This window comes from Streptomyces sp. NPDC028991 (assembly GCF_055564775.1).
The window spans coordinates 317,672-334,490 of the sequence record NZ_JBVHVP010000004.1 but is presented as its reverse complement, the minus strand read 5'-3'; the positions used below and the strand labels follow the sequence as shown (position 1 = coordinate 334,490).

Sequence of the window (16,819 nt, the reverse complement as noted above, 5' to 3'; positions counted from 1 at the left end):
GAACGATGGCTGAGCAATCCTGATCTCACACCACACGCAAGGAACCGAGCGGACGCCTGCCGGGCGCTGGGAGTGGACGAAGAGATGTTGTGGCCAAAGGCTGTGCAGGGCCGTGTGAAGACCGGGACCGACCGCGAGCTGGTCCACAGTTACCCGTACCGGTCCGCGTGCCCGTCGACAGTCTGGACCGAGCTCGCGGAGTCGGCGGAGGCCGAATTGTTTCTCGCCGGCTACACGAACTACTTCTTCTGGTCCCAGGTGCCCCACTTCGCCGACACGGTCCGGCGGAAGGCGGAGTCGGGGTGTCGTGTGCGGTTTCTGCTCGGAGATCCGAACGGTGATGTGACCCGGCAGCGCGAGACGATCGAAGACGTGGCCCTGTCCGTTTCGACGCGCATCAGCATCACGCTGGAACACCTGGACCGTCTGGGACCACTGGAGGGCGTGGAAACGCGCGTCTCCGCCCCGCTGGATGCCGTCAATCACGTGAGCCTGTCCGTGTTCCGGTTCGACGACGATGCCCTGGTGACGCCCCACCTGGCGAAACTGGTGGGACACGACTCCCCGCTCCTGCATCTGCGTCGGCAGGGCAGCGGCGGCATGTTCGACCGCTTCGCGGAGCACAGCGAGGAACTGTGGGGACGGGCTGAGGTCCGAATTCCTGAATCCCGCACATGAGCTCTCGTCGACCGGCTGCCGACCAGCTCAGGGCTCGGAGACCCGGCGCACTCAGCCTGTCGGCCTAGCGGCCGCGTCCCGCGGCGGGCGCCGGGGAAGCGATCACGCCATGAGATTCCTCGTGTACGACCGGCTCCTCGGCTTCGGTGACGACTACTGGATCGAGGACGACAACGGCAACAAGGCGTACCTCGTCGACGGCAAGGCGATGCGGCTGCGGGACACCTGGGAGCTGAAGGACACCCAGGGCCGGGTGCTCGTCGACATCCACCAGAAGATGTTCGCCCTGCGCGACACGATGGTGATCGAGCGGGGCGGCGAGCCGCTGGCGCGGATCAAGCGCAAACGGCTGTCGCTGCTGCGCAACCACTACCGGGTCTCGCTGGCCGACGGCACCGAACTGGACGTCAGCGGCAAGATCCTCGACCGGGAGTTCGCCATCGAGTACGACGGTGAGCTGCTGGCCGTCGTCTCGCGCCGGTGGCTGACCCTCCGGGACACCTACGGCGTGGACGTCGTCCGGGACGACGCGGACCCGGCGCTGCTGATCGCGCTGACGGTGTGCGTGATCCACCTGGCGGAGAAGGAGCGGGAGGACGAGTGACGGGCGGCGGTCCGCCGGCGCCTCGCACCCCGGCGCCTCGCACCCCGGCGCCTCACACCCGGGCGGCGCCCCACGTCGCGCGGCGGACGGCACGGCCGAGGAGCAGGGGCACGGCAAGGTGGTGCACCGGTGCGGCCAGGGCCCACAGCGCCCGGCCGGCCCGGCGCTCGTAGCGCACGTACGTCGCCCAGACCAGCCGCGAGCCGTCGAGGGTCACGACATTGCGGACGGTCAGCGACGGGGCTCGGGCCGCCAGGGCGAGCCTGCCCGGCCCGGACTCCTCCACGCGCCACCCCACGACATGCCGGGCCGAGGACCGCGGTCCCAGCCGCAGACCGAGCACGCCGGCCCAGCCCGTCCTGATCAGCTCGCGCAGAAGCACCGGGATGTCCTCGTAACTGGCCCGCACCCACTGTTCGGGTGTCAGCCGGGGCAGTCCGGCGGCCGGGAGCTCGTACGCCGACGCGACGTCGGCGCCGGCTGGGCCCACCCGGACGCGTCGAATGGCGGGGGTACCGGTCGGTGCCATGCCCGGGATCCTAGGGCACGGGAGCGCCCGCCTGCCGTGGGCCCGAGTCGCGGTCGCTAGAACGTGGGCGTGTCCGTCCCCAGCACCCGGTCCTTGAGCGCCGGGAACTCCTCCCTGGTCCGCGCCACCTTCGCCGGGTCGAACTCCACCGTGAGGACCTCCTCGTCCGCACCGGCCTCGGCCAGCACCTCGCCCCACGGATCGACCACGATCGAGTGACCCGCCTGCGGAACTCCGGCGTGCGTCCCGGCCGTTCCACACGCGAGGACGAACGCCTGGTTCTCCACCGCCCGCGCCTGGGCCAGCAGCGTCCAGTGGGACCGGCGGCGCTCCGGCCAGCCCGCCGGGACGACGAGGGTCTCGGCACCCGCGTCGACCAGGCCGCGGAAGAGCTCGGGGAAGCGGAGGTCGTAGCAGGTCGCCACGCCGATGGTCGTCTCGGGCAGACGGACCGTCACCAGCTCCCGCCCCGCGCCCATCAGCACGGCCTCGCCCTTGTCGAAGCCGAACCGGTGGATCTTGCGGTAGGCGGCGGCCAGGTCACCGGAAGGGGAGAAGACGAGAGAGGTGTTGTAGAGCTGTCCGTCGGGGGCACACTCGGGGACGGATCCCGCGTGCAGCCACACGCCCGCTTCGCTCGCCGCCTTCGCCATCACCTCGTACGTCGGGCCCTGAAGCGGCTCGGCCCGCGCGCCGAACTCCTCGAAGGCGAAGGCGCCGGTGGTCCACAGTTCCGGCAGCACGACGAGGTCGGCACCCGCCTGTTCCCGTACCAGCGCCGCCGCGCGCACGCGGCGCACTTCGGCCGACTCGTCCTCATTCACAGCGATTTGGAGCAAAGAGGCGCGCACACTACCACCGTCCTGGCATTCGAGCCGTCCACACGGGCCTACGATCGTCACACGAAAGCACTGCCGGGGTGCCGCACAGCAGCGTAACTTGGGGGTCCCCCCCCGGATCGAGCGCAGCCGAGAGCTGGGGGAGTCCCAAGACGACGCCGACCGCAGCCACCTCCCACTGGCACCGCCGCCACAACCTGCCCGTGTACCGACCGCCGAGGGGTCCCGTTCCGTGAGTCTGCATCCCACCCTCCAGCCCTACGCCGACGCCTGGACTCACTCCATCGAGGCGATAACCGAGCTGGTCCAGCCGCTTGTGGAGGCAGAGTGGAACCGCCGCACTCCCTGCCCGGGCTGGTCGGTGCGCGACGTCGTCTCCCACGTGATGGGTCTGGACTCCGAGATGCTGGGCGACCCGCGCCCCATCCACACGCTCCCGCGCGACCTCTTCCACGTCACCAACGACCACCAGCGTTACATGGAGATGCAGGTCGACGTCCGCCGCCACCACACGGCACCGGAGATGACGTCCGAGCTGGAGTACATGATCATCCGGCGCAACCGCCAGCTGCGGAACGAGTCGCGGGACCCCGGCACGAAGGTGCGCGGCCCGCTCGGCACCGAGCTGACCCTGGAAGAGGCGATGCGCCGGCACGCCTTCGACGTCTGGGCGCACGAACAGGACCTGCGCGCGGCCCTCGGCCGCCCCGGCAACCTCGACTCCCCCGGCGCGCACGTCGCCCGTGACGTGCTGCTCGGCGAGCTGCCGGGTGTCGTCGCCGAGCGCGCCGAGGCACCGCGCAGCTCCGCCGTCGTCTTCGACGTCCACGGCCCGGTCGAGTTCCTGCGCACGATCCGCGTCGACATCCAGGGCCGCGGCACCCTGGAAACCGCCCCGGCTCTCGGCCCCGCCGCCACCCTCACCCTCGACTGGGAGACCTACGTCCGCCTGGCCTGCGGCCGCGTGACCCCGGAGGCGGTGGCGGACCGCGTCAAGACGGAGGGCGCCCAGGACCTGACGGCGGCGATCCTGCGGAACTTCGTGGTGACGCAGTAGCGCCGGTGAACCATGCCCGTCCGGGGGCGGCCCAGCCGGTGGAGTCCGGGGACGAGGCCGCCCAGGCCGGCAGCGGGGGTCTGGGGACGGCAGCCCCCGGCGGGCCCGTCCCCACGCGCGGTGCCTACACAGGCACGTGCACCGTCTCCACCCGGCTCGCGACCAACCGCTCCCGCTCCCTGCGAGCCGCCCGCTTCCGCAACCGCAGAATCTGCGTCACCCCCAGCGCCTGCAACACGAACACGGACGAGAACGCCACCCCGTAGTCGTCCCCGGTCGCGTCCAGCAGCACCCCCACCGCGAACAACGTGGTCATCGACGCCACGAAGCCCCCCATGTTCGTGATGCCGGACGCCGTGCCCTGCCGCTCCGGCGGATTCGCCGGCCGCGCGAAGTCGAAGCCGATCATCGACGCCGGCCCGCACGCGCCCAGCACCGTGCACAGCACGACGAGCAGCCACATCGGCGCGCGGTCGGCCGGGTAGGCGAGCGTCGCCGCCCACAGGAGCGCCGTCGCGCCCACCGTGCCGAGCGCCAGCGGCAGCCGCGCCGCGTGGTGCCGGGCGATGATCTGGCCGTAGACCAGGCCGACCGTCATGTTGGACACCACGACGAGGGTGAGCAGCTCACCGGCCGTGGCCCGGGACAGCCCCTGCGCCTCGACCAGGAACGGCATCCCCCACAGCAGCAGGAAGACCATCGCCGGGAACTGGGTGGTGAAGTGCACCCACAGCCCGAGCCGCGTCCCCGGCTCCCGCCAGGACATGGCGATCTGCCGCCGTACGTACGCGGCCCCCTGGTGCGGCAGCGGCTCCGGCTCGTGTCCCTCGGGGTGGTCCTTCAGGAAGAGCAGCAGCAGGACGAAGACGACCACACCCGCCAGCGCACTGCCCGCGAACGCCGCCGTCCAGCCGATGCCGTGCAGCAGCCGGGCGAGGACCAGGGTGGAGACCAGGTTGCCCGCCATGCCGACCAGTCCGGCGAGCTGGGCGACCATCGGCCCGCGCCGGGCCGGGAACCAGCGGGTGCCCAGCCGCAGCACGCTGATGAACGTCATCGCGTCCCCGCAGCCCAGCAGCGCGCGCGAGGCGAGCGCCATGCCGTACGAGGGGGAGAAGGCGAAGCCCAGCTGCCCGGCCGTGAACAGCACCACCCCGATGCCCAGCACCTTCTTCGTGCCGAGCCGGTCGACCAGCAGTCCGACGGGTATCTGCATACCGGCGTAGACCAGCAGCTGGAGGATGGAGAAGGTGGACAGGGCGGAGGCGTTGACGTGGAAGCGGTCGGCGGCGTCGAGGCCGGCCACTCCCAGGGACGTACGGAAGATGACGGCGACGAAGTAGACGGCGACGCCGATGCTCCACACGGCGATGGCGCGCCGGCCACCCGGCGGATCACCGGGCAGGGTCGTCCCGGCCGACGTGGCCGAACTCATCGGACCTCTCCCCGGGCGAGGTGTGAGAACCAGCCCACGTGGCGGTGGACCACTCCGACGGCCGCCTCCGCGTCCCCCGAGCGCAGCGCGTCGAGGATCTCCTCGTGCTCGGCCAGGGTCTTGGCGATCCGGTCGGGGTGGGAGTGCATGACGGCGACGCCCATGCGCAACTGGCGGTCGCGGAGCTGGTCGTAGAGACGGGAGAGGATCTCGTTGCCGCCGCTGCGGACGATCTCGGCGTGGAAGCAGCGGTCGGTGACGGAGGCGGCGGTGAAGTCGCCGGCGGCGGCCTGCTCCTTCTGCCGGTCGAGCAGCTCCGACAGCCGTTCCACGAGTCCGGGCGGGGCCGGTACGGCCTTGCGCGCCGCGTGCTCCTCGACCAGCAGCCGGGTCTCCACCACGTCCGCGATCTCCTGCGCGGAGACGGGCAGGACCAGCGCGCCCTTCTTCGGATACAGCCGGATCAGGCCCTCGGCCTCGAGCCGGAGCAGCGCCTCGCGCACCGGCGTGCGGGAGACGCCCACGGCCTCGGCGAGTTCACCCTCGGTGAGCAGGGTCCCGCCCTCGTAACGGCGCTCGAGGACGCCCTGCTTGACGTGGGTGTAGACGCGGTCCGCCGCGGGGGGTTGCTTCACTGCCGTCGTCATGCCGACAGCATAGATACAACAGGGACGCAAGAAGAGGGCCCGTCCGGCATGCGGACGTCCGGCCACCCGTCAGGGGGACGCGGCGGGCTCCGCCGACCGCCGTGCAACCATCCGTGCTAATCACGTGTCGCACAGACGCGGCCGAAGCAGTACCGACCACAACTTGGCCGCACACCAGGGGAATTCACCACAATCGGGGTACTCGTCTTGATAAACAGCATTCGCGGCGCCCGTCTCCGCAAGACCGTCGCCGTCGCCCTGACCAGCGGCGCCGTCCTCGCGACCGGAGCCCTCGCCACCACGCCCGCACAGGCCGCCACCACGCCCGCACGGACCGTCTCCGCGCCCGTACGGACCGTCTCCGCGCCTGCACACGTGCCCGTACGGAGGGTCTCCGCGCCTCCGCAGGCCGCCGCCGCGCCCTCGGTCGCCGCCAAGGGCGGCTTCGTGATGAACAACGCGAACGGCAAGTCGCTCTACACCAAGGCCGCGGACACCAAGCGCTCCACCGGCTCCACGACCAAGATCATGACCGCGAAGGTCGTGCTCTCGCAGCCCAAGCTCAACCTGGACGCCAAGGTCACGATCCAGATGGCGTACAGCGACTACATCGTGTCGAAGAACGCCTCCTCCGCCCGCCTGATCGTCGGCGACAAGGTGACGGTCCGGCAGTTGCTGTACGGGCTGATGCTGCCGTCCGGCTGCGACGCCGCGTACGCGCTCGCCGACAAGTTCGGCTCGGGCAAGACGCGGGCGGCCCGGGTGAAGTCGTTCATCGGCAAGATGAACTCCACCGCCAAGAGCCTCGGCCTGAAGAACACCCACTTCGACTCGTTCGACGGCATCGGCAACGGCAGGAACCACTCCACACCGCGCGACCTGACGAAGCTCGCGAGCAGCGCGATGAAGAGCTCCACCTTCCGCGCGATCGTCAAGACGAAGAAGTACACGGCGAAGACGGTCACCAAGAAGGGCGGCACCCGCACGATGGCGCCCTGGACCAACACCAACACGCTGCTCGGCAGTTACAGCGGCGCCATCGGCGTGAAGACCGGGTCGGGCCCGGAGGCCAAGTACTGCCTGGTCTTCGCCGCGACCCGGAAGGGCAAGACCGTCATCGGCACGGTCCTGACCTCCTCGTCCTCGGCCCTGCGCGCCAAGGACGCGACGAAGCTCATGAATTACGGCTTCGCCAGGCTGGGCTGACACTCCGTCCCCACCACCCCACCCCCGAGCGGGCCCGTCGCGACGGCGACGGGCCCGCTCTCTGTACCGATGAAGATAATGGTGCTAGTTTCATTAGCACCATGCTGCTGAGTCTGGACAAGAACGACACCCGCCCCCTGCACGAGCAGGTCGCCGGCGCCATCCGACGGGCCATCGCCGAGGGGGAGTGCGGCCCCGGGGACCGCCTCCCCTCGGCCCGCGACCTCTCCGAGGCCCTGGACGTCAACGTCAACACCGTGCTGCGCGGCCTGCGCGGCCTGCGGGACGAGGGCCTCCTGGAGTTCCGCCGCGGCCGGGGGGTGACCGTGGCGGAGGGCGCCCGGCCGCACTCCGGGCTGCAGATCCGCGTACGGGAACTGGTCGCCGAGGCGGCGCGGCTGGGCTACAGCAGGACCGATCTCATCGACATGATCAGGGGGACGCCGTGAAGAACACGACGGTGACGGTTCGGACGACGGCCGCGGTGTGGACGGCCGGTGTCACAGCCGTGCTCGCCGCGCTGCCGCTCGTGGCGCGGGGACGGCTGCCGGACCGGCTGGCGACCCACTGGAACCTCGAGGGAGAAGCCCCCGACGGCTCGATGCCCCTGTGGGCGGCCTCCCTCTTCCCGGCACTGATCTGGCTGCTGACCGCGGCGGTGGCCACCGTCCCGCTGATGCGGGCCGGCCCGGCGGCGGCACGTCCGTGGACCCTCGCGACGCTGCTGCCCACCGGTATCGTCCTGACCGGCGCGCAGGCCGCCGTCGTCCGGGCCAACCTGGACCGCGCGGACTGGCACGAGGCCCGTCAGCCGACCGCCTGGGTCGTCGCGATCCTCGTGCTGGCCACGCTCGCGGGAGTGGGCGGATGGCTGCTCGCCATCCGGCGGCCCGGCGCCCCGGACGACGACGCGACACCCGGCGGTGACGCCCCCGCACCGGCCCTGCCGAAGGGCCGTCGACTGGCGTGGTTCTCCCGGACCGCCAACCCCTGGCTCCAACTGGTGGCGGCCGTCACCGGCCTTGCTGCGGTGGCCGTGCTCGTCGCCCTGGTCGGCGGTCTGGCCGCCCCGGGCCCGCTGTGGGCGGTGTTCGCCGGCTGCGCCGCCGGGTCCGTGTCCTGCGCCCTGTTCTCCTCGGTACAGGCCCGCGTCTCGGAGCGGGGCCTGGAGGTGTCCTTCGGTCCGCTCGGCTGGCCCAGGCGCAGCTGGGCGCCCGGCGACATCGACTCGGCGCGCGCCGAGGTCCGCGGGCCCGCCCAGGTCGGCGGCTGGGGCTACCGCCTCAGCGGCCTCGGCACCACCGTGATGCTGCGCTCCGGGGAGTGCCTGGTGATACGGGCCCGGGGCCGTCGTACGGACTTCGCGGTGAGCGTCGACGACGCGAAGCGGGGCGCGGCCCTGCTCAACGCGCTGCGCACCCACTAGCCGCAGAGGCGTGGCCGACGCCCGGCCCGGGTAGCATGCGGACGACGGGACGCTGGGGGGAAGAGTGATCGAACTTTCCGACGTGATAGGCGAGTTGCGCGCCCAACTGGCCGCCTCGATGGCTGCGGGCGCCGACGAGGCCGTCAGGTTCGAGGTCGGCCCCGTGGAGATCGAGGCGACCGTCGCGGTCGCCCGGGAGGCCGGCGCGAGCGGCAAGGTCAGGCTCTGGGTCGTCGACGCCGATGCGAGCGGGAAGTACACGCACGCGCAGACGCAGCGGGTCACGGTCACCCTGACGCCCACGGTCCTCAGGGACGGCAGCCCGCCGCGGCCGGTACTGATCGCGGGCGACGAGGTCGCCGACGAGCGCTGAGGGCGGGAGCGTGGCGACGGACCAAGGGCTCCTGCCCGAACGGGCTGCGGAGATCATCGTCTCCGTCGCTCGTGGTGACGCGGACGAACTCGCGGCGGGCCGACGCGGGTCCGGCTATCTCCTGTCCCCGGGGAGGGTGCTGACCGCCGCACACGTCGTCGCGGGCGCGGAGAGCGTCCGTGTGCGCTTCCAGGCGGACCGCCCCGGGGAGCGGACGGTCACGGCGTCGGTGGCCTGGCGGCATGCCGGCATCGACGTCGCCGTCCTCACGGTGCCTGTCCCCCCGGGCGCTGCCGGTGCGGCCCTTCCCTCGGTGCCCTTCGGCCGAATCGGTGAGCACGATGCCGTCTTGCGCTGCACCGCTCTGGGGTTTCCACGCTTCAAGCTGCGCGACGAGACGAACGGCACGAGGTTTCGCGACGTGGAACACCTGGACGCGACCTGCTCGGTGCTCTCCAATCGCCGCGAGGGCACCCTGGACCTCAGGGTCACGGCCCCACCCGCACTCGATCAGGACCCTGGACGCAACGCCTGGGAGGGCATGTCCGGCGCGGCCGTCCTCTGCGACGGTCACCTCGTCGGCGTGGTCACTCGCCATCACCGCACCGACGGCCCCGCCCGCATCGCGGCTGTCCGGGTGGACCGCTGGGCCGAGGCGCTGTCGAGGCCCGAGCTGGTGGCGCTGGAGCGCTTGCTGGGCCGGCGCCTGGCCCCCGGTGAGCTGCCCGACATCGCCCGGAGCACCCTCCACGGCGTGCTTCCCGGGGAACCGACGTTCCTGGACCGGCTCGGCGGGTCACTCGGCCCCGTCCCCGCCGCGCCGCCGTCTTCCAGAGCGGCCGCCGTACCACTGGCCGTCCCACAGCGCCGGATCGCGCCGGACCGGCTCCGGGGACGCGGCGGGCTGGTGGACTCCCTGGTGGACGCGCTCACCCGACGCGCCGACGGGGACTCGGCCGTACCCGGGGTCTGGCTGCTGTCCGGGATGGGGGGCAGCGGCAAGACCACGGTCGCCTTGGAGGCGGCCCACCGGATGGCGGACGTCACCACCCGGGTCTGGTGGGTGTCGGGAGAGGACAGCGAAGTCCTGTCCTCGGCGCTGCGGGCGGTCGCCTTCGCGGCAGGCGCCCAGACGGCCGACTTCGTCGGCTCGCACCCGGCGGACGTGCTCTGGACGCGTCTTGACGCCCTGACCGCACCGTGGCTCCTGATCCTGGACAACGTGGACGACCCCTCGGCACTCGCCGCAGCGCCGTTCCGCGCCGCCGAGGGAGTCGGATGGCTGCGGTTGCCCGCCCATCCGTGGGGGACGGTCCTGGTCACCAGCCGCGAGTCCCGCCGCGAACGCTGGGGGGCCTGGGTGCACAAGGTCGCCGTCGGCCACCTCTCCGGCGCGGACGGTGCCGAGGTGCTGCTCGATCTGGCACCCGCCGCGGGCGGCCGGCGAGAGGCCCGCGAACTCGCCGAGTACCTCGGGGGTCTGCCGCTGGCCCTCAACCTCGCCGGCTCCTACCTGGCACGCGCCCGGGAAGACCCGTGGCCGTCGCCCTCCACGCCGATGACCTTCGCCGAGTACCGGCACAGTCTCGGCGACGGCCTCGCCGAGATGGCGTACGACCCGGACACGGACCTCGGGCCGGCGGAACGCAGCCGCCGGGCCATGGTGAGCACCTGGGAACTCTCCCTGGATCTGCTGCATCGCCAGGGAACCGACCTGGCCCGGCCGCTCCTGCGCCTGCTGACCGCACTCGGTCCCGCACCCGTTCCGTACCAGGAGCTTCTCGTTCCGGAACTGCTCGAGACCGGCGGCCTCTTCGCCGAACCCACGATCCCGCGGCTCCAGGAGGCGGTGAAGGGACTCGCCGGCCTCCAGCTCGTCGCGATCGAGCTGATCGGCGGCGCCGAGGACACGGCCGACGGGAGACCGCTGCGACGGATCACGATCCATCCCATGGTCCGGGCGGCAGGCCGCGCACAGTACGACTTCAACGCGCGGGAGCCATCGCTGCTGAGACTCGTCACGGCACTGCTGCAGCGATTCACCCACGCGCTGAGGGCAAGCAGCCCGCAGGACTGGCCCCGGTGGCGGGCCATCGCGCCGCACTGCGCCGCCGCACTCGACCTGCTGCCCGACGACGACCGGACCGCGGCCGACGACGTCGACCCGGAGGCGGTCGTCGCCGTGACCGAGCCGGCCGTGCGGGCGGCCCAGTACCACAGTCACATGGGCCTGTACGGCGAAGCCGTCGCCGAGCTGGGACGACTCAGCACGGTCAGGACGCGTCTGCTGGGCGCCGAGGCCCCCGCCACCATCGCCGCCCGTCTGCACCTGGCTTGGGCCCTGTACGAGAGCGGCGACCTCTCCCAGGCGGACGAGCTGTACCGGGACGTTGCCCGGACCGGTGACCGGGCCCTGCCCGCAGGCCACCCCTACCAGCAGTCGGCCCGGACCGGCCGGGCGCGGGTACTACGCGGACTGGGCCGCTACGAAACCGCCGAGACCGAACTGCACACCGCACTCGCCATGCGCCGCAGAGATCCCGGAGCCCACCCCCGTGGCATCCTGCGCATTCGCCACGACCTGGCGACGCTGGCGTACAAGCGGGGGCGGTACGAGGAGGCGGTCGCCGAGCTGCGGGAGGTAGCCGGCAAGTTCACCGGGCTGGACCAGGAGGGTGATCTCGAGGCGCTCGCCAGCCGGGTCAGCCTCGTTCGCGCGCTGCGCGACGCCGGACACACACAGGAGGCGGAGGAGGTCGCCGACGACGTCGTACGCCATTACCTCACCGTGCTGGAGCCCGGCCACCCCGCCGTTCTCATCGCCCGGCACGAGCGCGCCCGTCTCGTCCGGGACCACGAATCGGACATCGCGTGCCTGAACGACGCGAGGGACGAGTTCACCGAGATCTGGACGATCGGAGAGCGCCGGCTCGGGTCCGACCACCCGGACACCCTGGCCGCCCGGCACGAACTCGCCACCGTCTGGCATCTGCTGGGCCAACCGGAGCGGGCGGCGGAGCACTACGCGGCGGTTCTGGAGGCGGGCGCCCGGCGGCTGGGGCGGCACCATCCCGACATCGAACGCTGCGCGCGCAACCTCGCGATGGTCCGTTCCGAACTCGCCGGGCGGGGGTCGTCGTCACCCGGCGGCGGAGCGAACCCCAGCGGCCCGGACGAGTACCACGCCGAAGAGGGGCCCTGCGCCGGGGAACGTCCCCACGCCGGCGACGGAGCGGCTTGCGTCGAAAGCGGGACCGGCGCCGTGGAAGGGGCCGCCGCCATGGCCGACCGAAGCGATCAGGACTCGGCAGCGTTCGAAGGGCCCGACCTGACGGGGCTCTCCCTGGAGGAGGCCCTGAGCCACGATGCCGTCACCGCCCCCTCCGCCGCACGGCTGCTGGCCCGTTACGTGCGGCCACGCCTGAGCCGGGGTGGCGCGGAGGGAGGCGGCGGGGGATTCTCGGGCGGCGGCTACACCTCTCCGGCCGGCCGGGAGCCCGCCGCCCAGTCCGTCAGCTACACCCCCGACTCGGCCCGTGAAACGGCACCGCCCGCCCCAGCCCCCGCTCGCGGAGAGCCACCGGACACCCGGCAGCACCGTGAGCCGTCGTCCTTCCCCAGCCGCTCGGACGTGCGGTTGCTCGCCACCGGCGGGGAGGACCGTTTCCTGGTGACGCGGCTGCGTGCTCAGCAACGCGGGATCCGGGCACTGGCCCTGGGTGAACTGCTGCGGCTCTCCGGTGCCCCCGGGCCGGTCCGGGCCGGTGAGGAGCCCATGGTGTCCGAGGTGAAAGAGCTGCTTCTGCGGGCCGACCGGGCCGACTCCGCGGCCGTCACCGAGGTTCTGCTGCACCCGTCCGTCGGCCGCTGGCTGAGCCGCACACTCCGCCTCCTGCACGCCCCTCCCGGTGAAGGCGACACCCGGCCCGAGGTACCCGTCGCGGACCTCCGGCACCTCCACTGTGTCGCGGCGACCGCGGCCCTGGCAGCCGGGGTGGCATTCGCCCTCCCCGTTTCCGTGCGGGACGGTTACGTCTTCTTCCCGGGCTCGGGAGCCGCCGACGTCCGGAGGGCGGGGAACGCCACCACCGCCTACGTCGTGGCGTCGTCGGCCGGCGCCGTGGTACGCGTCGGGGACACGGAAGTCCGGCTGCCGAGCCGGAGCGACCCCCGGCCCGAGAACTGGGTGCCGGTGCACCGTATGAGCAGCCCCGTGGGAAGCGCGCGTCTCGGCCTCGTCCTGGAGGACATGGACCCGTACCGGGAGACGGACGGCCCCCTGCCGCCGCGCCGCCTGGATCCCGTGTCCGTCACACGCTGGCGGCGCACCGCGTGGGACGCCGGAACGCTGCTGGCCGAGACCGTCCCCCGCAGGGCCGACGCGCTCGCCGCGGCCCTCACCGCGCTCACGCCCCGCCCCGCCTCCGGCAGCACCACGATGACCTCCATGTCGTCGAGCGACGCGTTCGGCGGTGCGGTGCTCAGCACACCGCCGGACGCCGAGGAACTGGCCGCCACGCTGGTCCACGAGTTCCGGCACATGCAGCTGAACGCCTTCCTGGACTCCGTCGACCTGTACGACGAAGGCGAAGAGGCGGAGGCGAGGTTCTTCTACGCACCGTGGCGCGACGATCCGCGCCCGCTCCCCGGGTTCTTCCACGGTGTCTTCGCCTTCCTCGGCGTGGTCGACTTCTGGTGGTCCCTCGCTCGTCGGGCCGCGGACGAGGAGCTGCGCCGGCGCTCCCAGTTCCAGGCCGTGTACTGGCACACCCAGGCACAGGCCGCGTACGAGGTGCTCCTCGGGGCCCCGCACCTGACGGCGGCCGGCCGTGACTTCGTGGCGACGATGGGCGACGGCAGCGTCGACCGGACGCAGCTCGCAGCCGTCCCCGACGAAGTGACCGCTCTCGCCATGGACGCCGTCGCCGCTCACCGCGTCCGCTGGCGGCTCCGCCATGTGCGCCCCGATCCCGACGCCGTGCTGGATCTCGCCGGCAGGTGGGCATCCGGCCAGCCGGCCCCCTCCCCCAGCCCGGCCGGCGACACGGTGGTCCCGGACCCGACCGTCCCGGCGCTCAACGACTACACGGCGTCGCTGTGCCGTGCGGCTGCCGAGCCCACGCCCGGTCGGCGTGCCGGCGCCGTGCCGGGCCGGGAGGACTTCGATCCCGCCGATCTGGCCCGCCTGCTCGGCGACACGGACCGCGCACACCGCCTCGCTGTCGCGCAGGTGGAACAGGGGCCGAGACGAGCCGAGCCCTGGGCACGGCTCGGGCTGGTCCTGCGTACGGTCGCCGGAACGGCCGGCGCGGACCGGGACACGGCAGCGGCGGCTTGGTCACTGATGCACCGACCCGAGGTGGTGCGTGCCGTCCACACGCGCGTCGCGACGACGGAGGCGCCGCCGGACCCCGTCCGCCTCGCCGCTTGGCTCGGCGATCCGGGCGCCGCCGCGGGGCTTTCCCCGCTGCCGCCGGTACCCGCTCTGCGAGGGCGAGTTCCAGGAGCACAGAACTGAGCCGCGCCTCCCCTGCCGGGGGCGCGGCTCGGTTCCTCTGTGGTCCTACGCCCAGGTGAGCAGGCGCTTGGGCTGTTCCAGGACCGCCGCCACGTCGGCGAGGACCTTGGAACCCAGCTCGCCGTCGACGAGGCGGTGGTCGAAGCTCAGCGCCAGCGTGGTCACCTGGCGCGGCTTCACCTTGCCCTTGTGCACCCACGGCTGGAGCTTGATCGCGCCGACCGCGAGGATCGCGGACTCGCCGGGGTTGAGGATCGGCGTGCCGGTGTCGACGCCGAAGACGCCCACGTTGGTGATGGTCACCGTGCCGCCCTGCATGGCGGCCGGGGAGGTCTTGCCCTCCCGGGCCGTCGACACCAGCTCGCCCAGGGACCCCGCCAGCTGCGGCAGCGTCTTGGCGTGGGCGTCCTTGATGTTCGGCACGATCAGGCCGCGCGGGGTCGCCGCGGCGATGCCCAGGTTGACGTAGTGCTTGACCACGATCTCCTGCGCCGCCTCGTCCCAGGAAGCGTTCACGTCCGGGTTGCGCTTGATCGCGACCAGCAGGGCCTTGGCGATCAGCAGGAGCGGGTTCACCCGCAGGCCCGTGAACTCCTTGTCCTGCTTCAGCTCCTCGACCAGCTTCATGGTGCGCGTCACGTCGACCGTGACGAACTCCGTGACATGCGGCGCCGTGAAGGCCGAGCCGACCATCGCCGCCGCCGTCGCCTTGCGGACGCCCTTGACCGGGACGCGGGTCTCGCGCGCCGTGTCGTACGACACCGCCGCCGGGGCGGGAGCCGCGGGCTGGGCGGCGGCGGGTGCCGCCGGTGCCGCCTCGGACTCCGGGGCCCGCGCCGCCGGGGCGACCGCCGCGTGCACGTCCTCGCGCGTGATGATGCCGTCCGGGCCGGTCGGGGTGACCGTGGCCAGGTCGACGCCGAGGTCCTTGGCCAGCTTGCGCACCGGGGGCTTGGCGAGCGGGCGCTGGCGGGTGACCGGCGCCGCCGGTCCGCGGCCGTTCATCTCGGCCTGGATCGCGGCCGAGGCCTCCTGCGCGGGGACCTCCACGCTCTTGCGGGGGCGGCGGCGGGTCGAGGAGGTGGCCACCCCGTAGCCGACCAGGACCGGCTGGCGGCCCTCCGGCTTCTTCTCCTCGGCCTCGGCCGAGGCGGCCGGCGCGGTCGTCGTGTCCGCCGTGGCCTGCGTGGCCTGCGTGGCCTGCGTGCCTTCGGCGGGGGCCCGCGCAGGCTCCGGCACGGGTTCCGCCGCCGCGTCACCGACGGCCACCGCGATGATCGACGTACCCACGTCGACGGTGGTGCCCTCGGGGAAGTGCAGCTCGCGGACCACGCCGTCGTAGGGGATGGGCAGTTCGACGGCGGCCTTCGCCGTCTCGACCTCGCACACCACCTGGCCGTCGGTGACCGTGTCACCGGGCTGGACGTACCACTTGAGGATCTCGGCCTCGGTGAGCCCCTCGCCCACGTCGGGCATCTTGAACTCGCGTACGGACCCTTCGGTCATCGTCGTCACGGCCCTCTCCTCAGTACGCCAGCGAGCGGTCGACGGCATCCAGCACCCGGTCCAGGTCGGGCAGGTACTCCTCCTCCAGGCGGGCCGGCGGGTACGGGGCGTGGTAGCCGCCGACCCTCAGCACCGGGGCCTCCAGGTGGTAGAAGCAGCGCTCGGTGATCCGGGCCGCGATCTCCGCGCCGGAGCCGAGGAACACGGGTGCCTCGTGGACCACGACCAGACGGCGGGTCTTCTCCACCGACGCCTGGATCGTGTCGAAGTCGACCGGGGAGATGGACCGCAGGTCCACCACCTCCAGCGAGCGGCCCTCCTCGGCCGCGGCGTCGGCGACCTCCTGGCACAGCTTCACCATCGGGCCGTAGGCGGCCAGCGTGAGGTCGGTGCCCTCGCGGACCACACGCGCGGTGTGCAGCGGTCCGGGGATCGCCTCCGTGTCGACCTCGGCCTTGTCCCAGTAACGCCGCTTGGGCTCGAAGTAGATCACCGGGTCGTCGCTCTGGATGGCCTGCTGCATCATCCAGTACGCGTCCGCCGAATTCGACGGGGAGACCACCTTCAGGCCCGCCACGTGCGCGAACAGCGCCTCGGGGGACTCGGAGTGGTGCTCGACCGCGCCGATGCCGCCGCCGTAGGGGATGCGGATGACGACGGGCATCCTGACCTTGCCCAGCGAACGGGCGTGCATCTTCGCCAGCTGGGTGACGATCTGGTCGTAGGCCGGGAAGACGAAGCCGTCGAACTGGATCTCCACCACCGGCCGGTAGCCGCGCAGGGCGAGGCCGATGGCGGTGCCGACGATGCCGGACTCGGCCAGCGGGGTGTCGATCACCCGGTCCTCGCCGAAGTCCTTCTGGAGGCCGTCGGTGACCCGGAAGACGCCGCCGAGCTTGCCGACGTCCTCGCCCATGATCAGGACCTTGGGGTCCGAGTCCAGCGCGCGGCGCAGCGACTCGTTGATCGCCTTGGCCAGCGCCATCTTTTCCGCTGCCATG

14 protein-coding genes are annotated in these 16,819 nt (G+C 72.4%); 8 read left to right on the top strand and 6 right to left on the bottom strand.

Annotated features, from left to right (window positions below; translation table 11 throughout):
• Window positions 1–84 precede the first annotated feature (84 nt).
• Window positions 85–678, top strand: a complete 594-nt coding sequence (locus ACZ4V1_RS11740; protein ID WP_468333538.1) for an XRE family transcriptional regulator — start codon at window positions 85–87, stop codon at window positions 676–678.
• Between the two features lie 109 nt (window positions 679–787).
• Entirely contained in the window at window positions 788–1,282 is a 495-nt protein-coding gene (locus ACZ4V1_RS11735) for an LURP-one-related/scramblase family protein (RefSeq protein WP_468333038.1), read from the top strand.
• A gap of 52 nt (window positions 1,283–1,334) precedes the next feature.
• Here ACZ4V1_RS11735 and ACZ4V1_RS11730 read toward each other — a convergent pair whose 3' ends face one another.
• Window positions 1,335–1,811 (bottom strand): DUF2867 domain-containing protein, encoded by a 477-nt coding sequence (locus ACZ4V1_RS11730; RefSeq protein ID WP_468333035.1) that lies wholly within the window; start codon window positions 1,809–1,811, stop codon window positions 1,335–1,337.
• Between the two features lie 56 nt (window positions 1,812–1,867).
• Window positions 1,868–2,662, bottom strand: coding sequence for a carbon-nitrogen family hydrolase (locus tag ACZ4V1_RS11725; RefSeq protein WP_468333032.1), 795 nt, complete (start codon window positions 2,660–2,662; stop codon window positions 1,868–1,870).
• Between the two features lie 220 nt (window positions 2,663–2,882).
• Here ACZ4V1_RS11725 and ACZ4V1_RS11720 point away from each other — a divergent pair, with 220 nt between their 5' ends.
• A complete protein-coding gene (locus tag ACZ4V1_RS11720) occupies window positions 2,883–3,707 on the top strand; it encodes a maleylpyruvate isomerase family mycothiol-dependent enzyme (RefSeq protein ID WP_468333029.1) in 825 nt (274 codons plus the stop codon).
• A gap of 124 nt (window positions 3,708–3,831) precedes the next feature.
• Here the strand turns inward: ACZ4V1_RS11720 and ACZ4V1_RS11715 are convergent, their stop codons facing one another.
• Both ACZ4V1_RS11715 and ACZ4V1_RS11710 read right to left on the bottom strand, forming a co-directional pair.
• Entirely contained in the window at window positions 3,832–5,142 is a 1,311-nt protein-coding gene (locus ACZ4V1_RS11715) for an MFS transporter (protein ID WP_468333026.1), read from the bottom strand.
• On the bottom strand, window positions 5,139–5,789 hold the full coding sequence (locus ACZ4V1_RS11710; RefSeq protein WP_468333023.1) for a GntR family transcriptional regulator: 651 nt from the start codon (window positions 5,787–5,789) through the stop codon (window positions 5,139–5,141). Before ACZ4V1_RS11710 ends, ACZ4V1_RS11715 begins: the two co-directional genes overlap by 4 nt.
• Before the next feature lie 210 nt (window positions 5,790–5,999).
• On the opposite strand from ACZ4V1_RS11710, the gene ACZ4V1_RS11705 reads away from it, so the two are divergent.
• The 5 genes from ACZ4V1_RS11705 (at window position 6,000) to ACZ4V1_RS11685 (ending at window position 14,312) form a co-directional block, all read left to right on the top strand.
• Window positions 6,000–6,995, top strand: a complete 996-nt coding sequence (locus ACZ4V1_RS11705) for a D-alanyl-D-alanine carboxypeptidase family protein (RefSeq protein ID WP_468333536.1) — start codon at window positions 6,000–6,002, stop codon at window positions 6,993–6,995.
• Between the two features lie 101 nt (window positions 6,996–7,096).
• A complete protein-coding gene (locus ACZ4V1_RS11700) occupies window positions 7,097–7,444 on the top strand; it encodes a GntR family transcriptional regulator (RefSeq protein WP_468333020.1) in 348 nt (115 codons plus the stop codon).
• Window positions 7,441–8,421, top strand: a complete 981-nt coding sequence (locus ACZ4V1_RS11695) for a DUF1648 domain-containing protein (RefSeq protein WP_468333017.1) — start codon at window positions 7,441–7,443, stop codon at window positions 8,419–8,421. The genes ACZ4V1_RS11700 and ACZ4V1_RS11695 overlap by 4 nt, the downstream gene beginning before the upstream one ends.
• 64 nt (window positions 8,422–8,485) lie before the next feature.
• Window positions 8,486–8,794, top strand: coding sequence for a trypco2 family protein (locus ACZ4V1_RS11690; RefSeq protein WP_468333014.1), 309 nt, complete (start codon window positions 8,486–8,488; stop codon window positions 8,792–8,794).
• A gap of 10 nt (window positions 8,795–8,804) precedes the next feature.
• Window positions 8,805–14,312 (top strand): aKG-HExxH-type peptide beta-hydroxylase, encoded by a 5,508-nt coding sequence (locus tag ACZ4V1_RS11685; protein ID WP_468333011.1) that lies wholly within the window; start codon window positions 8,805–8,807, stop codon window positions 14,310–14,312.
• 45 nt (window positions 14,313–14,357) lie between these two features.
• Here the strand turns inward: ACZ4V1_RS11685 and ACZ4V1_RS11680 are convergent, their stop codons facing one another.
• Together ACZ4V1_RS11680 and ACZ4V1_RS11675 are read right to left on the bottom strand one after the other, a co-directional pair.
• A complete protein-coding gene (locus tag ACZ4V1_RS11680) occupies window positions 14,358–15,827 on the bottom strand; it encodes a dihydrolipoamide acetyltransferase family protein (protein ID WP_468333008.1) in 1,470 nt (489 codons plus the stop codon).
• A 10-nt stretch (window positions 15,828–15,837) separates the two neighbouring features.
• Window positions 15,838–16,818 (bottom strand): alpha-ketoacid dehydrogenase subunit beta, encoded by a 981-nt coding sequence (locus ACZ4V1_RS11675; protein ID WP_468333005.1) that lies wholly within the window; start codon window positions 16,816–16,818, stop codon window positions 15,838–15,840.
• Window position 16,819: the final 1 nt, after the last annotated feature.

Excerpts from the sequence above, each read along its gene's own strand:
- ACZ4V1_RS11740 (WP_468333538.1), top strand. The coding sequence starts at position 85 with ATGTTGTGGCCAAAGGCTGTGCAGGGCCGTGTGAAGACCGGGACCGAC.
- ACZ4V1_RS11735 (WP_468333038.1), top strand. The coding sequence starts at position 788 with ATGAGATTCCTCGTGTACGACCGGCTCCTCGGCTTCGGTGACGACTAC.
- ACZ4V1_RS11730 (WP_468333035.1), bottom strand. The coding sequence starts at position 1,811 with ATGGCACCGACCGGTACCCCCGCCATTCGACGCGTCCGGGTGGGCCCA.
- ACZ4V1_RS11715 (WP_468333026.1), bottom strand. The coding sequence starts at position 5,142 with ATGAGTTCGGCCACGTCGGCCGGGACGACCCTGCCCGGTGATCCGCCG.
- ACZ4V1_RS11710 (WP_468333023.1), bottom strand. The coding sequence starts at position 5,789 with ATGACGACGGCAGTGAAGCAACCCCCCGCGGCGGACCGCGTCTACACC.
- ACZ4V1_RS11700 (WP_468333020.1), top strand. The coding sequence starts at position 7,097 with ATGCTGCTGAGTCTGGACAAGAACGACACCCGCCCCCTGCACGAGCAG.
- ACZ4V1_RS11675 (WP_468333005.1), bottom strand. The coding sequence starts at position 16,818 with ATGGCAGCGGAAAAGATGGCGCTGGCCAAGGCGATCAACGAGTCGCTG.